The sequence below is a fragment of the Alkalihalobacterium chitinilyticum genome, from assembly GCF_029028005.1.
In the GTDB taxonomy this organism is placed as follows: Bacteria; Bacillota; Bacilli; order Bacillales; family Bacillaceae_F; genus Alkalihalobacterium; species Alkalihalobacterium chitinilyticum.
The window spans coordinates 23,737-40,658 of sequence record NZ_JAOTPO010000016.1 but is presented as its reverse complement, the minus strand read 5'-3'; the positions used below and the strand labels follow the sequence as shown (position 1 = coordinate 40,658).

Sequence of the window (16,922 nt, the reverse complement as noted above, 5' to 3'; positions counted from 1 at the left end):
GCATGATTATTTGGGTGCTTGCATAGGATTAATTAACAACGGCAAATGTTTAGACTTGAGAGGAGGAACCAAATATATGGATATTTTAGGTAGAATCAGGCATCACCGGGAAGAAGAAGAGAAGCTACATTGGCGCGGTACATTTGCTGAGTACTTACGAATGATTAAGGAAAATCCACAGGTTGCTCAAACGGCACATTCACGTGTTTACAATATGATTAAGGATGCTGGTGTAGAAGAAGAAAACGGGAAGAAAACATACAATTTCTTTAGTGACCAAATTTACGGGGTAGAAGAATCGATCGAAAAGCTTGTGGAAGAATATTTCCATTCAGCTGCCAAACGTTTAGATGTTCGTAAAAGAATATTATTATTGATGGGTCCAGTCAGTGGTGGTAAATCAACATTAGTAACGATGCTTAAACGTGGATTAGAACAATATACACGAACAGATGCAGGTGCAGTTTATGCGATAGCAGGCTGCCCGATGCATGAAGATCCGCTTCACTTAATTCCACAACACTTAAGAGGAGATTTCTATGAGGAATATGGAATTAAGATTGAGGGTAATTTATCGCCGCTTAATATGATGAGAGTAGAAAAAGAGTACGGTGGTCGAATAGAAGATGTTATAATCGAAAGAATTTTCTTATCTGAAGACAAACGTGTCGGTGTTGGTACATTTAGTCCTTCCGATCCAAAGTCACAGGATATTGCCGATTTAACAGGTAGTATTGATTTCTCAACTATCGCTGAATACGGTTCAGAATCAGATCCACGTGCTTATCGGTTTGATGGGGAATTAAATAAAGCGAACCGAGGGATTATGGAGTTCCAAGAGATGTTAAAGTGTGATGAAAAGTTCTTATGGCACTTACTTTCTCTAACGCAAGAGGGGAACTTTAAGGCGGGGCGTTTTGCGCTAATTTCTGCAGATGAATTGATTGTCGCTCATACCAATGAATCAGAGTATAAATCATTTATTGCCAATAAGAAAAACGAAGCCCTGCATTCCCGTATGATTGTTATGAAAATTCCATATAATCTGAAAGTTAGTGAAGAAGAGAGAATTTATAAAAAGATGATTAAGGATAGTGACATTTCAGATGTCCATATCGCTCCTCATGCTTTACGGATTGCTGCGATCTTTACAATTCTTACTAGGTTGAAAGAGCCTAAAAAACAGAGCGTAGATATCGTGAAGAAAATGAAGTTATATGACGGGGAAATCGTTGAAGGCTTTAATAGTCAAGATCTTGAGGAGTTAAAGAAAGAGTATCCGGATGAGGGTATGACAGGAATCGACCCAAGGTATGTCATTAATCGTATTTCCTCGGCAATTATTCGCAAGGAAATGACATCTATCAATGCTTTAGACGTGTTAAGGTCGATTAAAGAAGGTTTAGACCAGCATGCCTCTATATCTAAAGAAGATCGTGAAAGATATATTGATTTTATTTCTATCGCTAGAAAAGAATACGATGACATTGCCAAGAAAGAAGTCCAGAAAGCATTTGTGTACTCCTATGATGAGTCAGCAAAAACGCTTATGGATAACTATCTAGATAATGTAGAAGCGTATTGTAATAAAAATAAGTTATATGATCCGTTGACCGGTGAAGAAATGTCACCAGATGAGAAACTCATGCGTTCCATTGAAGAACAAATTGGAATTTCTGAAAATGCAAAGAAAGCATTCCGTGAAGAAATTCTCATCCGCATTTCTGCTTATGCAAGAAAAGGGAAGAAGTTTGATTATAACTCGCATGAACGTCTAAGAGAAGCAATTCAGAAGAAGCTTTTCGCTGACTTGAAAGATATTGTTAAGATTACAACTTCAACAAAAACGCCAGATGAATCACAACTGAAGAAAGTAAATGAGGTAATTGCAAGGTTAATAGATGAGCACGGATATAATTCGGTATCCGCGAATGACTTACTTCGTTATGTTGGTAGTTTACTAAACAGATAGTTGTAGAAAAAAGACACCCTCAGTCAGTAGTAGACTGGGGGTGTGTACATTTTAATCATCATTTCTTTTAGTTTGGTGTAGAAAGAGACCGGGGTGTAAATAAATGGATCTTGTTCATGAAAGCCCAAAGTTAAATTAGACGTATCATGCGTTGCATTGATACTAATCAAATCAAATCCATCAGTTAGTTCAGAGGCTTGTTGAGATTGACTGGGACCGATAAATTTGTACTCTAAGGCATTATCATTTATTTCTTCTATTTTTCTGTTAGAATGCGTTAAATTGCTGCTATTTATAGTGAAGTGAAGTTGATAGTCATCCATTAAGGGTTCATTAGAGATTGATTGTAACAGGGATGTAATAAATATCGTGTACGTTTCACCTTCAAGGTAACGATTTGGAGGTGATAATACCGTTACGGTTTGTTCATGATCATTAATAATTAGGCTATCAACAGTTTTCCCTTGAGAGTCAAGAACATAAAGACTCTTTGAAGAGAGAGTTACTGGATGAATATGATTACTAAATGTAAATGTCCATATTTTATTATTCGGGACATTAATGTAGGTTCCAATTGTTTTTAAAGGGATATCTACATTAGTTATTCGAGTTGTTTGTTCTTTGATTTCATATGTAACGTCGTCAGTTGACAGAGATACAGCAGATGCTTCTGGAGTAATGATAGAAAGCAATAAAGGAAGAATTAGAAGTGTTGTTGACCGTTTTTTCATGTGAACCTCCAATTCTTTAAAGTAATTATCATTATTAGATAGTCATAAAAATTGTATTTAATGCAAGGCTTACAGACTTATCTTTTTACTATACTATAGACGTTAAATCCTTCAGAAAGGTTTCAAAAAAGTAAAAATCGTCCCTTATGATTAAGACCAAGTGTTTATTTATCTAAAAAATGGCTTGAAAGAGACATGAAAAGGATTGAACACACGTATAGTTAACGTTACAGAGAGCAGGGAGACAATAAAAAATAAGCTTGTCCACAAAAAAAAGAGCTCGATTTGTCAGAATTTATTGTCAACTCTCTTGTCTAGCTGCATAGGATAGAGTAAGCATCTGTTTTAGTTATTGTTTTATTAGAATAACTAAAAAGGGCAGTCTCAAAAGCATTATATGTAGAGACGATGGAGTTTGTGAATAGAAAATTGACTTTTGAAAAAGTAATGTAGAGAGAGTAAAAAATCAAGGAGGGGAATGAAGTGAAAAAAAACAATATCAATTATGCCGTTTCAAAGGAGAATTGGTCCCTCCACCGTAAAGGATACCAAGATCAACGAAGACACCAAGAAAAAGTCCAAGATGCAATTCGAAAAAACCTACCAGACCTAGTAAGTGAAGAAAACATTATCATGTCCAACGGTAGAGAGGTTATTAAAATTCCTATTCGGTCACTTGATGAATATAAAATACGTTACAATTACGACAAAAACAAACATGTTGGTCAAGGGAAAGGTGACAGTAAAGTAGGGGATGTCGTAGCAAGAGATCCGAATGCTGCTCGTCAACAAGGGCCAGGAAAAGGGCAAGGTGCAGGGGATCAGGCTGGGGAAGATTATTACGAGGCAGAAGTTTCAATCATGGAAGTGCAGGAAATGTTATTTAACGAGCTGGAACTGCCAAACTTGCAAAGAAAAGAACAAGATGAAATTATCGTAGAGGAAATTGAATTTAATGATATCCGTAGAAAAGGGCTTATGGGCAATATTGATAAACGAAGAACAATTCTTTCGGCTATTAAAAGAAATGCGTTAGAAGGAAGACCAGGGATTGTTCCTATTTACAACGATGACTTACGCTTTAAAACGTGGAGTGAGAAAGTAAAGCCGGAGTCAAAAGCGGTTGTTTTAGCAATGATGGATACGAGTGGAAGTATGGGCCGTTGGGAAAAGTATATGGCTCGGAGCTTTTTCTTCTGGATGACTCGCTTCCTGAGGACGAAGTATGAAACGGTAGATATCGAATTTATTGCTCACCATACAGAGGCAAAAGTCGTTTCTGAAGAGGACTTTTTCTCAAAAGGGGAAAGCGGAGGAACGATTTGTTCATCTGCTTACCGCAAAGCACTGGAACTCGTTGATAACAAATACGATCCAAAGCGCTACAATATTTATCCATTCCACTTTTCGGATGGAGATAACTTAACATCAGATAACGCGCGTTGCTTAAAGCTAGTCAATGAATTGATGAGTGTTTCAAGCATGTTTGGTTATGGTGAAGTCAATCAGTATAGCCGACACTCTACATTAATGTCAGCGTACAAAAATATTAAAGATGAGCGTTTCCGTTATTTCATTTTAAAGGAAAAAGCGGATGTGTTTCACGCGATGAAGAGTTTCTTTAGAAAAGAAGAAACGGGCGTCATGGCGTAGAATAATAGTTAGGGTAACATTTTATCGACTGCTTGTATTCTTATAGAATGCAAGTAGTTTTTTTGTTCAATATAAAATTTAAAAATTGTATCAAAGAAATACATTTGACGCAGTGGACAACTGTTTGGAATACCGCTTCCAAGTAAACTTTCCAATTGCCCCTTTATCTTTAATGAGGGAGTATAACATTCGAAGATGTCTAACTCCTGCGCTCAGCGAGATTTCGCTCACCTCCTTCAACATCTTCTTACCAACATTCACCGTGTTTCTTTTTTCTCACACGTTGTACTCCAGTGCGTACGTCACAAAATGGGCGCTTGCACTGTTCTTATGAAAAAAGCCAATGTCGATCCCTTTTGTTTTAAGAGAAGATCAGTTATAATAAAGGAAGTATAAAGGAAAGTTTCCTTTAATAATAGTAAAGAGGTTTATACATTAGTAATTTCCGTTAAGCGTAAGAAATCCAGCCTTATATACATAAGTCAAAGCAACGAGGAGAAGATGTCATGAGACTGATTTTAAAGGGTGAAGGTGAGAAGCTGGCACAGGAAATAATTCAATTAAGACGTTTGTTTCATCAGTTTCCGGAAGTGAGCGGTGAGGAAAATGAGACGTCAAAAAAAATTCAGCAGAAGCTAGATGAATATCAAATTCCGTATACAACAGGCTATGCAGCGACGGGTGTATTAGGTGTGATCGAAGGGAGCCTTCCTGGTAAGACGGTTGCAATTCGAGCGGATATGGACGCATTGCCAATTACGGAGGAAACAGATCTGCCGTTTGTATCTAAAATTGATGGAAAAATGCATGCATGCGGACATGATGCGCATGTGGCAATGCTGTTAGGGGCAGCTCGTTTATTAAATAATGTAAAAGGTCAGCTTCACGGGAAAGTATTACTTGTATTTCAACCTTCTGAGGAAATTACTCCAATTGGCGGCGCGGGCCCGATGATGGATGATCAAGTTTTTGCAGACCATACACCTGATGTCATTTTTGCGCAGCACGTGTGGCCGGATCTCCCAGTCGGTCAAATCGGAGTTCGTCCAGGTCCGATGATGGGGGCTTCCGACCGTTTTAAAGTTGAAATTGAGGGTGCAGGAGGACATGCTAGTATGCCCCATCAAACCGTAGATGCGATCATTGTTGCAAATACGGTGATATCGAACTTACAAACGATCGTAAGCCGCAATGTAAATCCTGTAGACTCGACCGTGTTAACCATTGGCCGGATAGAGGGCGGTTATCGGTATAATGTAGTGGCTGATAAAGTGACCTTTGAAGGAACGATTCGAACATTTAAAAATGAAACGAAAGAAATGGTAAAAGACCGGTTCTTTTCTATTGTTCGTGGAGTTACTGAATCAATGGGGGCTAAAGCGACGATTGAGTATTATGATGGTTACCCCGCGACTGTTAACGACGAAAAGTGGGCGCAACGTGTTAAAGACACTGTTCAAGAGCTATTAGGTGCTAATTCAACTCCGGTTGTCGAACCTTGTTTAGGTGGAGAAGATTTCAGTCGCTTTTTATTAAAATATCCTGGAGCCTACTTTTGGTTAGGAACGGCTATGCCAGGTGTAGAAAAACAAAAACCGCTTCATGATCCGAAATTTATGTTGAATGAAGAGGCGATCCCACTCGGAATGGAAGTTATGGCACAAATTGCTTTAGATACGCTTTATGAATTAAAGGCTAAAGACAATACATTTCATACTAAACCTTTATTAAAAAAAGTGGCTAACTATAAATGATATTTTATAATCGTCTGATAGAGCAGGTGGAAAGATGAAAGTACGTATTGCAATTGTAGGACCTGAAGATTCTGTACAGCAGATTTTATATTTTGCAGAAGAATTTTCGAGAAATGAAAATATGGAGCTTGTCCCGTTTTCTTATGACAAAACAGAGGAAGCGGAACAAATTATTCAAGACAATGTTGGCCGTGTTGACCAATGGTTGTTTTCTGGACAAGCTCCTTATTACTTTGCCTTGAATAAAGGGTTAATTCGAGCAGAAGATGCTACTTATTTAACGCTGCACGGTTCGAGTTTATTAGGGACCTTTCTAGAGATTTTAATTCATGAAGGAAATAATGTGAACGAGTTAAGTTTAGATACGATACAGCAAGAAGAAATTATGCAAATTCAAAATGCTCATTCGTTAAAAAGATTAAACATTTATTCCTACTCGTATTCCGGATATGAACCAGCGGAAGATATTATAAAGTTTCATCACAAGCTATATGAAGAAGGGAAAAGCAAAGTAGCTGTAACTTGTATTAAAGAAGTACATATTCAATTACAAAAGTTAGGGATTCCTTGTTATCGAGTCATCCCGTCGGAGTCATCAGTAAAAAAAGTTCTAACTTTGCTAAAAGAAAGAGGACAATCGAGTTGGTACCGTCACTCTCAGATTGCGATCTTAGGTATTGAAGTCATCCATTCGGGTACGAGCTTAGAAGAGCATTATTACTCCTATGAGATGAAACATAAAGAACTGGACCTCAAGCATGTACTTTTACAGCACGCACAAAATGTTCAAGGATCTTTTGTACAAATCGGTGACGGGCTCTTTTTTGTATATACGACAAGAGGTGAAGTGGACTTTCGTTTTAACGACAGCACCCGTTTTACTTTGTTAGATGACGTATTTTTACAAAGCAGGCTTCACATTCGAGTTGGAATTGGTTACGGGTTAACAGCATATGATGCAGAACAAAATGTTCGTCTCGCGTTAAGACAGGCGCGGGAATATACGGAACCAATCATCGTAAGTGTGAATGAAAAAAAAGAAGTGCATGAGTATGTGAAACAGAATGAAACCGAGATTTCTTACACTGAACGGAAGTGGGGAAGAGATTGGGAACAGAAGTTTAAAGAAGTACAGCTCAGCCCAAAAGTAATCTCAAAATTAGAAGCCGTTTCACACCGGTATAAGAAAAATGTGGTTACGGCGAATGAAGTGGCGTTATGGTTGAACCGAACCGAACGAAATGCACGCCGGATCCTTACCGAGCTAGAAAAGCTTGGCTTAGCCAAAGTCGATAGAGAAGAACAAGTCGGGAACCGAGGGCGCCCGAGAAAAGTGTATGAATTGCTTTTTCAATAATTTGCGTTGTCTTCAACCTACAAATTGTATAAACTAATTACTATGATGCCTGACTCCCGTTTCACAAAATATTTAAATTTTGGCAACGGGTTTTTTAATTGTACTATATATGGGGAATTAAATTGAACTCGAAAAAATTTTTCGAATTTTCAGTTGAAAGGAGTCCCAGCCGGTTGCTATAGTTGATAATAACCGTAAGTTAACTTATCATCTTTACATACTTTAGTTCATTCTGGTGCATCAATGTCTAAAGAATTAATTTATAAATGTGAAAAAGTATTAGTAGAACATCCAAAAGTTAGTGAAGCTATTATTGGAGTAGAGGATGAACGATGGGTCAAAATGGCAGTAGCATATATTGTGCCGAGCGACTGCTCAATCAGCTTTAAAGAGTTAGATCGGTTTTGTAAATATCACGACTAGTTACCAACGATCAAGGAAGTACGTTATTTTAGATCATATTTCAAAGAGCCCAACAGGAAAGATATTAAGGGAGAAATAAAAGAAAAATATAATATTGTCCCTAAACTTTTTAAAGTTTTAACCTATTTAAATTATCTTGGTTTTTAAGCAAGTAAAAGTAACCTAAAAAGTAGAAAGGAGATGTATAATGGCAGATATTATAGTAGTTGATGATACTGGAAGTAAGCAAATGATTAAGTCAAATTTAGAAGAAACTCCGTATCACTATTTTTCCATTCAATCAGCAGAAACTGCTGCTGAAGCGATGCAGATATTAAGACAGCACAAACCGTCTTTACTGTTCTTAGATGTATCTCTACCTGATGAGGATGGAATAGGTTTTGGTAAGAAGGTGTTAGAAATGTATCCACATTTGCCGATCGTAGTACTTACTCATCTAGAAATGTTTGATACAGTTCAAAGATGTATTAATGCTGGATTTGCTGGCTATTTATTAAAACCAGTCGTTAAAAGTGAATTAATGTCTACTTTCAGTCGAATCCTTTCACAAGATGCAGTAAGGAGTAATGAACACATTTTCCAAAAAAGAAGCTCGGCCAACGATACCTTTGAAACGGATCTTGCTAACCCAATAGAGACTGCAAAAAAGTTTATTCAACTCTATTATTATGAATCAATTACTCTAAAAGAAGTCTCTAATCTAGTTTATCTAAGTCCATCTCACTTTAGTCGTCTGTTTAAAGAAGAGACAGGTTATAACTATGTCGAATATTTAATGAGGTATCGAGTGGACCGTTCTAAAAACCAATTAAAAACGACGTTGTTACCAATTGAAGTTATTGCTTGTAATCATGGATTTTCAAGTGCAACTTATTTTTCAACTACGTTTAAAAAACTAGAAGGTATTACTCCTAGTGAATATCGTAATTTATTTACAAAATTAAATGCCCAATGAAAATAAGCAAAAAATTTAAAGAGAAGATCTCAAAAAATTAAAACAACTATAACTTGAATTTTCTTAAAATTAAAATTATAAAAAAATAATATACTAAAAAGTCTCTATCTTACTAGATTACGTTATCTGATATTTTGAAAGCGTTTTACTAAGTGAGATAAAACTAAAATGGAGAGTGGAGGAAAAGTATGCCGATTTATGAAAGGAAAGAAGGACAGGAACAGCCATATTGGCCAGTAGGACCGTTTAAAGTAAGATTACCTTTTGTCCATTACAGATGGGAGAAAGCAGAGTTCCTTCAAGCACTAATTATGTTTGTTGTAAGCTTGGGGATGATCCCGTTATTAACAGAATATTTAGGTCTTCCTTATCAAGTAGCCTTGGCCTACATTGTAATCGGAGGCATTGGGTTTATGCTTCCTACACTTTTAGGGGTAGCGATGGTACCAGGTTGGATTACACCTGCTATTCCAGTTGTATTACTCTTTTTAGGGAATTTTGAGCCTGGCCCACAAGCTATTCAAGCCCTATTTGCTTTACAATTCATTGTATTTGCGATCTTTTTTATCATGGGAATTACAAAGTTAGGAGGCAGGTTAGTAGAGCTTGTTCCTAATTCATTAAAAGCCGGTATTTTGATTGGAGCAGGACTTGCTGCACTAATGGGTGAGATTCAACACGGCGGCCGATTAATGAATACTCCAATTTCTTTAATTATCGGAAGTTTAATTGCTTTTTATATTTTATTCTCTTTATCTTTTAAACAGTTAGTAGAAAAAAATAAACTGGCTAAATCGATTGCCGACTATGGTCTTGTTCCAGCAATGATTATTGCGATGGTTATCGGTTGGATGTTCAGTGAATATCCGCTAGCCAATGTAGAATGGGGAATTACGAAGCCTGACTTTATTGGAATGTGGAGTTATCTGCCATTTGCAGTTGGTTTTCCTGGATATGAAATATTTTTAATGGCAGTGCCAACAGCGATTATTGCCTATATTATTGCTTTTGGTGACATTATTGTCGGTAAGACACTTTTGCAACGTGCGGATGCGAAGCGTAAGGACGAACTCATTGATACAAACGTAAATCGTGTTCACCTTGTTACATCCATCCGTAACTTAATGCATGCATTCTTTGCTCCATACCCTGGATTAGCTGGACCGTTATGGACACCTGTTCAAGCAACAGTAGTAGAACGCTATATGCACGGGCGAAAAGCAATGGATTCCATTCATAGTGGGATAGGAACGTTCTGGATTGCTGGGTTTATTGCTTTATTTATTTTACCTCTCGTCAGCTTATTTCAGCCAGTATTGCCAATTGCTCTATCATTAACATTAATAATTACTGCTTATGTGTGTATTAGTGTTGGTGTTGAACAAGTTCACACAACAACCGAACGCGGGGTAGCAGGTATCATGGCTGTAGTTCTAGCAATACACGGTGCAACATACGGATTAATTGCAGGTATTATTTTATACTTCTTAATTGAAAAAACGAGCTTGTTTAAAGCCAAACAGAAAGAAGAAGAAGTGAGCGATGAAGAAGAGAAAGCAAGTTAATCTTTGAAAAAACACAAAAAAGCTGCCAATACACTTAGTGTATTGACGGCTTTTTTTGTGCAAAAATGCAGGGTCCAGTTACTAAGTGATTAATTAATGTTTTAAGAAAGGTCTTTGGTCATCAAATACTATTATAATTTTACACTTTGTCGCTCTTTACCAACAAAATATACCCATTCTTTAAAACCAATATCCTTCAAACGCTGTTTTACAAGATTAAATTCATCCCCGACCCGGTCAGGGGTGTGCGCATCTGAACCAAAAGTAACTTGTACGTTGTAGTATCGTGCCCGTTCTAGAATTTCATCCGATGGATACCATCCCCCGGCATCTTTGGTTTTTCCAGACGTGTTAATTTCAATGGCCAGATCGGATGCTGCTAAGATCGGCAGTGTTTTTTCGATCGCCTCCGTTTCAATCTGTGAAAACTCAGGGTAAAATCCTTTCATTGCGTCAATATGACCGAGTACTTGAAACATTCTGCTACGTGCCGAAAGCTCAATCAGCCGGTAATATTCTTCTTTTGTTTGCCTCTTTTGCTCTTCTGTAAGCCCTTCAAAGCGGCCTTTTTTAAAAATACTAATGTTTTCGACAAAATGAACAGAACCAATGATGTAATCAAAAGGATACTTTTGCAGTTCCTTCTTATAGTTGTCCATTTGCCCAGGGAAGAAATCACATTCAATCCCAAGTAGCACTTGAATTTTGTTGCTGTATTTTTCTTTTAGGGAAAGCACTTCATTAACATAGTTCGGGAAATCACTTTTAGCCATTGTAATTCTAGGGCTCGGATGATCTTCGCTTTTATGAAAATAGGGAGCGTGGTCAGCAATGCCGATCACTTCTAAATCTTTTTCAATCGCCGCTTGAATATAAGCCTCAATATCACCTTCCGCGTGTCCGCAGCGTTCATGGTGAGTATGTAAATCAAATGTTGTTTTTGCATGGTTAGTATTCATTAAGTACACCTCCATAAATTAGAAAATCATATATTTAACAGTATATATTAGAAGAGACTTAAACCCAAAATATGGTTTAAGCCTCTTTTTATTAACTCGCTGTCTTCTTTGAAAATAACTTTTCTTTTTTCGTTGGTTTATTCGATGAACTTTCACTTAATTCTTGGTTAAGTGCTTTGACTAAGCCGTAACACATCACTAAGACGATAAAGGTTAACGGAAGAGCACTTACAATAATTGCAGTTTGTAATCCTGCCAATCCGCCTGAGGCCATAAGCACAAGGGTGGCTGCAACTAAAATAATTCCCCAAGTTACTTTCACACGGCTAGAAGGGTTTAATTTTCCTCCTGTTGTCAGCATCCCTAAAACGAAAGTTGCTGAGTCTGCTGATGTAACGAAGAAAGTTGTAATTAACGCCACTGTTAAGATCGAAAGTAATATTCCAAACGGAAGTTGTTGATACACATAAAATAAAGCTGTTTCAAGACCTTGACCAGAAACATTTAACCCTTGAATTAATTCTAAATAAATTCCTGTTCCACCAAAGATAGTAAACCATAGAGCACATACGAGTGAAGGAACTAGAAGAACAGCCACTGTAAACTCACGAATGGTACGCCCCTTCGATACACGAGCAATGAACATCCCGACAAACGGTGTCCAAGAAATCCACCAAGCCCAATAGAAAATCGTCCAACCTTGAGTCCAAGCCGCTTCATTGGAATCAAAAGGAGAAATTCGTAATCCCATTAGAGCTACATTTTGTACATACGTACCTAAGCTTGTAGTAAACATGTTCAGTAAAAATAAAGTAGGACCTAGAATTAACATGGCAACCAATAATAATGTGGCAATTGTCATATTGGTGTTACTTAAATATTTAATTCCACGTGAAATGCCTGTGTTTGCTGAGATGATGAAAAGAATAGTGATGATCGCCATGATCACCATCTGAACCATAAAGTTGTTTGGAATACCAATGAGATATTCTAATCCAGCATTGATTTGTTGTGAGCCTAATCCAAGTGAGGCTGCTACACCAAATAATGTGGCAAATACGGCTACTACATCAACCGTACGCCCGATTGGACCTTTCACCTTTTCACCAAGCACAGGGTAAAGTGTCGCACTCATTAATCCAGGAGCACCTTTGTTAAATTTTTGATAAGCTAGAGCTAAGGCAACAATGGCATAAATAGCCCAAGCGTGTAAACCCCAGTGAAGCCAAGTATAACGCATACCTAACATGGCAGATTGTTCTGTACTTCCGTCTCCGAGTGGAGGAGTTGCAAAGTGAGCAATCGGTTCTGAAACACCATAGAATAAAAGCCCAATTCCCATCCCAGCAGAAAACAGCATCGCAAACCAAGTCGGTCGACTGTATTCCGGTTTTGCATCTTGTTTTCCAAGTTTAATTTTTCCGTACTTACTAAAGATCATAAAAATAGCAAAGCCGAGGAAAAACGTTGCAACTAGTTGATAAAACCAGCCGAACGACTCGAGTACAAAGCTTTGTGCTACTCCCATAGCAGCACTTAATTGGTTAGGAATAAGCACCCCTATTAAAACAAAAACGGCTGCTATCCCTACAGAAACTTTAAAAATTGTCCTATCACTACTGTCCAAATTCATACACTTCCTTTATTTTTGAAGTTGTCTTTTTCAAGCACATTACCACACATTACTAGTAAACCATATTCTAGTAAATTAATAAAAAAGGATACATTGGAGTATTTCTAGAAAATGACTAATTAATAAGAGAGGTATTTGATTATCTTTTATTCATATAGAAATACTACAAAATAAGACGTAATTCTCCATGATGCTCCAATTATTCGACAATAAGAGAGGCGCAGTACCTTGGAATTCGTTAGGAATTGAAAAATTATGAGTGAAAGATGGCAGGGATATGATAAACTATATTTTGGGTAATCATAAAGAGATGAGAGTGATTTCCGTCAATTTCTACTAACGGCTAGGAGGAGTAAAAAATGGAAAAAGTATTTGTCTTTGGACATAAGAACCCAGACACTGATTCAATTTGTTCTGCTATTGTTTACGCTAACTTAAAAAATAAACTTGGAATGAACGCTGAGCCTATTCGTTTAGGTCAACTTAATGGGGAAACACAATATGTGTTAGACCATTTTCAAGTAGCGGTCCCTCGTTTAGTGGAAAAAGTTTCAGAAGAAGTAAAGAGTGTTATCTTAGTGGACCATAATGAGCGTCAACAAAGTGCAAACGATATTAATGAAGTTCGCGTGTTAGAAGTCATTGATCATCACCGAATTGCTAATTTTGAAACAAGTGATCCTTTATACTATCGTGCAGAGCCGGTTGGTTGTACAACGACTATTTTAAATAAATTACATAAAGAGCATGGTGTAGAAGTAACGAAAGAGATGGCTGGATTAATGCTATCAGCGATTATTTCAGATACTTTATTATTAAAGTCACCGACATGCACAGATCAAGATGTGGCTGCAGCTCGTGAACTAGCGCAAATTGCTGGAGTCGACTTAGAAAGCTACGGCTTAGAAATGTTAAAAGCAGGTGCAGACTTAAGTCAGAAGACAATTTCTGAACTTATTTCTCTTGATGCAAAAGAATTCGACATGGGTAATAAAAAAGTTGAAATTGCTCAAGTCAATGTCGTAGATACAAATGATGTATTAGGACGTCAAGACGAATTAGAAGCTGCCCTAACAAAGGTTGTAGAAGACAAAGGATTAGACTTATTCCTTTTTGTTGTAACAGACATTCTGAATAACGACTCAGTTGGTGTGGCGATCGGTAAAGCTTCAATTGCTGTTGAAAAAGCATTCGATGTTACCTTATCAAACAACACAGCAACATTAAAAGGTGTTGTATCCCGTAAGAAACAAATCGTTCCAATCTTAACGACAACTTTAAGTGAAGTTCAAGTTTAATAAAAAAATCTCTCGTTTTGCGGCTGACTCAATCTATTGAGTCGGCCTTTTTAGAATAAGCTGTTGAAATATTGTACGGCTTTTTCATGTTCTGTTTGATATGGCTGTGGTTGGTGGTACGTCTCCTTAGTTAACCTTACAATCGCACCATACCTGCGTATCGATTAATGCTTTCCCTCCAAGACGGCAATCAAAAGCATTGAATGGCGAGCGATAGAGGAAGAAATCAGGAGAAAGCGTCAAGTGAAAGAGTGGATAGGTGAGCGGTGGAGGAAGAAATTAGGAGAAAGTGTGAACGAAAAGCGCGGAATCGTAAGCGGTGGAGGGAAAAATTAGGAGAAAGCGTGAACGAAAAGCGTGGAATCGGGAGCTGTGGAGGGAAAAATTAGGAGAAAGTGTGAATGAAAAGCGAGGGATCGTTAGCGGAAGAGGGAAAAATTAGGAGGAAGTGTGAACGGAAAGCGCGGAATCGTGAGCGGTGGAGGGAAAAATTAGGAGAACTGAGTAGCTAAACGGAGTGAATGAAGTACGCTGAAGGGAAAACCTAGGGGAAAGCACCGTCTAATAATCCAGGGTGAAGTCACTTGGAAAATAATCTAAAAAGAGGTCTATCCATGATATTAAAATTTATTATTGCATTTATATTAGGTGTTATTTTAACAGTATTACTAACTGCGCTTGGAGTACATCCAGTACTAAGCTATTTTGTCATTATTTTTTTAATCTTATTTATGGTTCTGTACCTTCCGCTTCTTTTGCCTGCCTATGTATCTAGAAATGAGAAAACGATTGAGAAGTACTTATTGAAAAACAAAAATCACCCGCAGTTGTATTTGTTTTATGCCTTGGGTAACCGGATGGATGAGGATGTAGATGAAACCATTTCAGAATTGCTAAAAAAACATAATAATAAACATCAAAAAGCTTTATATCATACGATCCTTCATTTTTATAATAACGATTTTAAAGCAGCCAGTGAAACCCTTAACGATATCCGACCCGAAAAAATAAAAGAGTACTATAAGATTGGTGTTGAAATTGAGTTGGGATCATTAAAAGATGCACAAGCTGCTATTGACCGGTTGAAAGAAGGTTGGGTAAAATCCTCTTTACTAGCGGAATTAAGCAATAAAAAAGGAGATAGGTCTTCAGCTATTCGTTATGCCAATAGGACACTCAGCGAGGTTAGAGGCTTACAATGGTACTTGCTGTATTGTGAATACAAGCGTGAATATAACATAAATGCTCAAAATGAATAGACGAAAAAATGAGGCTAATGTAAAGTCTCATTTTTTTATATTCTCAAACATATTTATATACCTAGTATCCTCGAACGATTGTTTTTTTCAGTGTAGAAGGATTTAGAGAAAAGAAACGAGAAAGAAACTAATAATACTATTTAAATTAGGAGGAATGAAATGCAGTCGAAGCTAATATTCCCTGAACTCAGTCATGTTGGATTAGGTGTAATTGATAAACTTAATGATGAGGTAAAAAAACTAGGGGGAAGTAAAATTCTTGTTGTCACTGAGAAGAATTTAGTTGATATTGGAATTTGTTCCCAAGCTCTTCAATCCCTCGATTCAGCCAGTGCCATTGAAATTTACACAGATGTTGTTCCAGAGCCGCCACTTCATATCGCTGAAAAATTATTGGGTTATATAAGAAGAGAAAAATTTGATCTAATTATTGGTGTAGGGGGTGGAAGTGCCCTTGATTTAGCTAAATTAGGTGCAGTGCTAGCTCAGAACGAAGGAGAAGTAAAGGATTATTTAAATTTAACTGGAACTAAGCAAGTCCAACATAAAGGCTTACCTAAAATCATGATACCAACGACAGCAGGAACAGGTTCCGAAGTGACTGATATAGCAGTCTTATCATTAGAGGGAACAAAAGATGTTGTAACGCACCCGTATTTAATCTCAGATGTAGCAATAGTGGATCCAGTTTTAACGATGTCGGTACCGCCGAAAATTACAGCAGCCACCGGAATTGATGCGTTGACTCATGCCATTGAAGCCTATATTTCAGTTAACTCTAGTGCTGTGACTGACGGGATCGCTGAAAAGGCGATTGAACTCATTGGTGCATCACTAGAACGTGCATTCAATAATGGTAGTGATGAAGAAGCTAGAGAGCAGATGAGTACGGCAAGTTATATGGCAGGACTAGCGTTTTATAACGCAGGCGTGGGCGGAGTTCATGCGCTGGCTTATCCTCTAGGAAATCGCTTTAAGCTGCCACACGGCGAGTCAAATGCGGTGTTGCTTCCTTACGTTATGAACTATATTCAAGAAGGATGTAAAGAGAAGTTAGCCAACGTTTATTTAAAATTAACTCAAGATGTATCAGTAAATAAAAATGAGGAATTGTCTACTAGTTGTGTACAAACGCTCTTTCACCTAAATAAAAAACTGAAAATTCCAACCGATCTTAAGGAATATGGCATTGAACAAAGACATCTTGAAATGTTAACGGACGATGCAATGAAGCAAAAAAGATTACTCGCTAGAAGTCCTGTAAAGTTAGAATGGAAAGATATCTTTAATATTTATTCAGCTGCATACGAAGGAAAAATGTCTTAACTGCGGTATGTGAACGAAACATTGACACAATGAGCAT

General features: G+C 37.4%; 13 protein-coding genes. 10 read left to right on the top strand and 3 right to left on the bottom strand.

What is annotated here, in order from left to right; translation table 11 throughout:
- The first annotated feature begins 76 nt into the window (after positions 1–76).
- The gene (locus tag N7Z68_RS18940) at positions 77–1,972 is read left to right on the top strand and encodes a PrkA family serine protein kinase (protein ID WP_275120049.1); all 1,896 of its coding nucleotides are present in this window, start codon (positions 77–79) and stop codon (positions 1,970–1,972) included.
- A gap of 23 nt (positions 1,973–1,995) precedes the next feature.
- On the opposite strand, the gene N7Z68_RS18935 is transcribed toward N7Z68_RS18940, so the two are convergent.
- Positions 1,996–2,703: an Ig-like domain-containing domain gene (locus tag N7Z68_RS18935; protein WP_275120048.1), complete on the bottom strand. Its 708-nt coding sequence runs from the start codon at positions 2,701–2,703 to the stop codon at positions 1,996–1,998.
- 483 nt (positions 2,704–3,186) lie between these two features.
- On the opposite strand from N7Z68_RS18935, the gene yhbH reads away from it, so the two are divergent.
- From yhbH to N7Z68_RS18905, 6 genes are all read left to right on the top strand, one after another.
- Positions 3,187–4,356 (top strand): sporulation protein YhbH, encoded by a 1,170-nt coding sequence (yhbH, locus tag N7Z68_RS18930; RefSeq protein ID WP_275120047.1) that lies wholly within the window; start codon positions 3,187–3,189, stop codon positions 4,354–4,356.
- 506 nt (positions 4,357–4,862) lie between these two features.
- Positions 4,863–6,110, top strand: a complete 1,248-nt coding sequence (locus N7Z68_RS18925) for a M20 metallopeptidase family protein (RefSeq protein ID WP_275120046.1) — start codon at positions 4,863–4,865, stop codon at positions 6,108–6,110.
- A gap of 34 nt (positions 6,111–6,144) precedes the next feature.
- Positions 6,145–7,467, top strand: a complete 1,323-nt coding sequence (locus N7Z68_RS18920; RefSeq protein WP_275120045.1) for a helix-turn-helix domain-containing protein — start codon at positions 6,145–6,147, stop codon at positions 7,465–7,467.
- Between the two features lie 243 nt (positions 7,468–7,710).
- Positions 7,711–7,890 (top strand): AMP-binding enzyme, encoded by a 180-nt coding sequence (locus tag N7Z68_RS18915; protein ID WP_275120044.1) that lies wholly within the window; start codon positions 7,711–7,713, stop codon positions 7,888–7,890.
- 187 nt (positions 7,891–8,077) lie between these two features.
- Positions 8,078–8,845, top strand: coding sequence for a helix-turn-helix transcriptional regulator (locus tag N7Z68_RS18910; protein WP_275120043.1), 768 nt, complete (start codon positions 8,078–8,080; stop codon positions 8,843–8,845).
- A 188-nt stretch (positions 8,846–9,033) separates the two neighbouring features.
- Positions 9,034–10,410, top strand: a complete 1,377-nt coding sequence (locus N7Z68_RS18905) for a solute carrier family 23 protein (RefSeq protein ID WP_275120042.1) — start codon at positions 9,034–9,036, stop codon at positions 10,408–10,410.
- A 131-nt stretch (positions 10,411–10,541) separates the two neighbouring features.
- On the opposite strand, the gene N7Z68_RS18900 is transcribed toward N7Z68_RS18905, so the two are convergent.
- The gene (locus tag N7Z68_RS18900) at positions 10,542–11,369 is read right to left on the bottom strand and encodes a histidinol-phosphatase (RefSeq protein WP_275120041.1); all 828 of its coding nucleotides are present in this window, start codon (positions 11,367–11,369) and stop codon (positions 10,542–10,544) included.
- A 91-nt stretch (positions 11,370–11,460) separates the two neighbouring features.
- Positions 11,461–12,996, bottom strand: a complete 1,536-nt coding sequence (locus N7Z68_RS18895) for a glycine betaine uptake BCCT transporter (protein WP_275120040.1) — start codon at positions 12,994–12,996, stop codon at positions 11,461–11,463.
- A gap of 365 nt (positions 12,997–13,361) precedes the next feature.
- Between N7Z68_RS18895 and N7Z68_RS18890 the strand changes: the two genes are divergently transcribed.
- The 3 genes from N7Z68_RS18890 (at position 13,362) to N7Z68_RS18880 (ending at position 16,885) form a co-directional block, all read left to right on the top strand.
- Positions 13,362–14,300: a manganese-dependent inorganic pyrophosphatase gene (locus tag N7Z68_RS18890; RefSeq protein ID WP_275120039.1), complete on the top strand. Its 939-nt coding sequence runs from the start codon at positions 13,362–13,364 to the stop codon at positions 14,298–14,300.
- A 614-nt stretch (positions 14,301–14,914) separates the two neighbouring features.
- Positions 14,915–15,559 carry a hypothetical protein gene (locus N7Z68_RS18885; RefSeq protein WP_275120038.1) on the top strand — a complete coding sequence of 215 codons (645 nt, stop codon included), beginning with the start codon at positions 14,915–14,917 and terminating at the stop codon, positions 15,557–15,559.
- Between the two features lie 159 nt (positions 15,560–15,718).
- Complete coding sequence (locus N7Z68_RS18880; RefSeq protein WP_275120037.1) at positions 15,719–16,885, top strand: iron-containing alcohol dehydrogenase; 1,167 nt, start codon at positions 15,719–15,721, stop codon at positions 16,883–16,885.
- Positions 16,886–16,922 lie beyond the last annotated feature (37 nt).

Coding starts and splice junctions, on each gene's coding strand:
- N7Z68_RS18940 (WP_275120049.1), top strand. CDS start 77: ATGGATATTTTAGGTAGAATCAGGCATCACCGGGAAGAAGAAGAGAAG.
- N7Z68_RS18935 (WP_275120048.1), bottom strand. CDS start 2,703: ATGAAAAAACGGTCAACAACACTTCTAATTCTTCCTTTATTGCTTTCT.
- N7Z68_RS18925 (WP_275120046.1), top strand. CDS start 4,863: ATGAGACTGATTTTAAAGGGTGAAGGTGAGAAGCTGGCACAGGAAATA.
- N7Z68_RS18920 (WP_275120045.1), top strand. CDS start 6,145: ATGAAAGTACGTATTGCAATTGTAGGACCTGAAGATTCTGTACAGCAG.
- N7Z68_RS18915 (WP_275120044.1), top strand. CDS start 7,711: ATGTCTAAAGAATTAATTTATAAATGTGAAAAAGTATTAGTAGAACAT.
- N7Z68_RS18910 (WP_275120043.1), top strand. CDS start 8,078: ATGGCAGATATTATAGTAGTTGATGATACTGGAAGTAAGCAAATGATT.
- N7Z68_RS18905 (WP_275120042.1), top strand. CDS start 9,034: ATGCCGATTTATGAAAGGAAAGAAGGACAGGAACAGCCATATTGGCCA.
- N7Z68_RS18900 (WP_275120041.1), bottom strand. CDS start 11,369: ATGAATACTAACCATGCAAAAACAACATTTGATTTACATACTCACCAT.
- N7Z68_RS18890 (WP_275120039.1), top strand. CDS start 13,362: ATGGAAAAAGTATTTGTCTTTGGACATAAGAACCCAGACACTGATTCA.
- N7Z68_RS18885 (WP_275120038.1), top strand. CDS start 14,915: ATGATATTAAAATTTATTATTGCATTTATATTAGGTGTTATTTTAACA.
- N7Z68_RS18880 (WP_275120037.1), top strand. CDS start 15,719: ATGCAGTCGAAGCTAATATTCCCTGAACTCAGTCATGTTGGATTAGGT.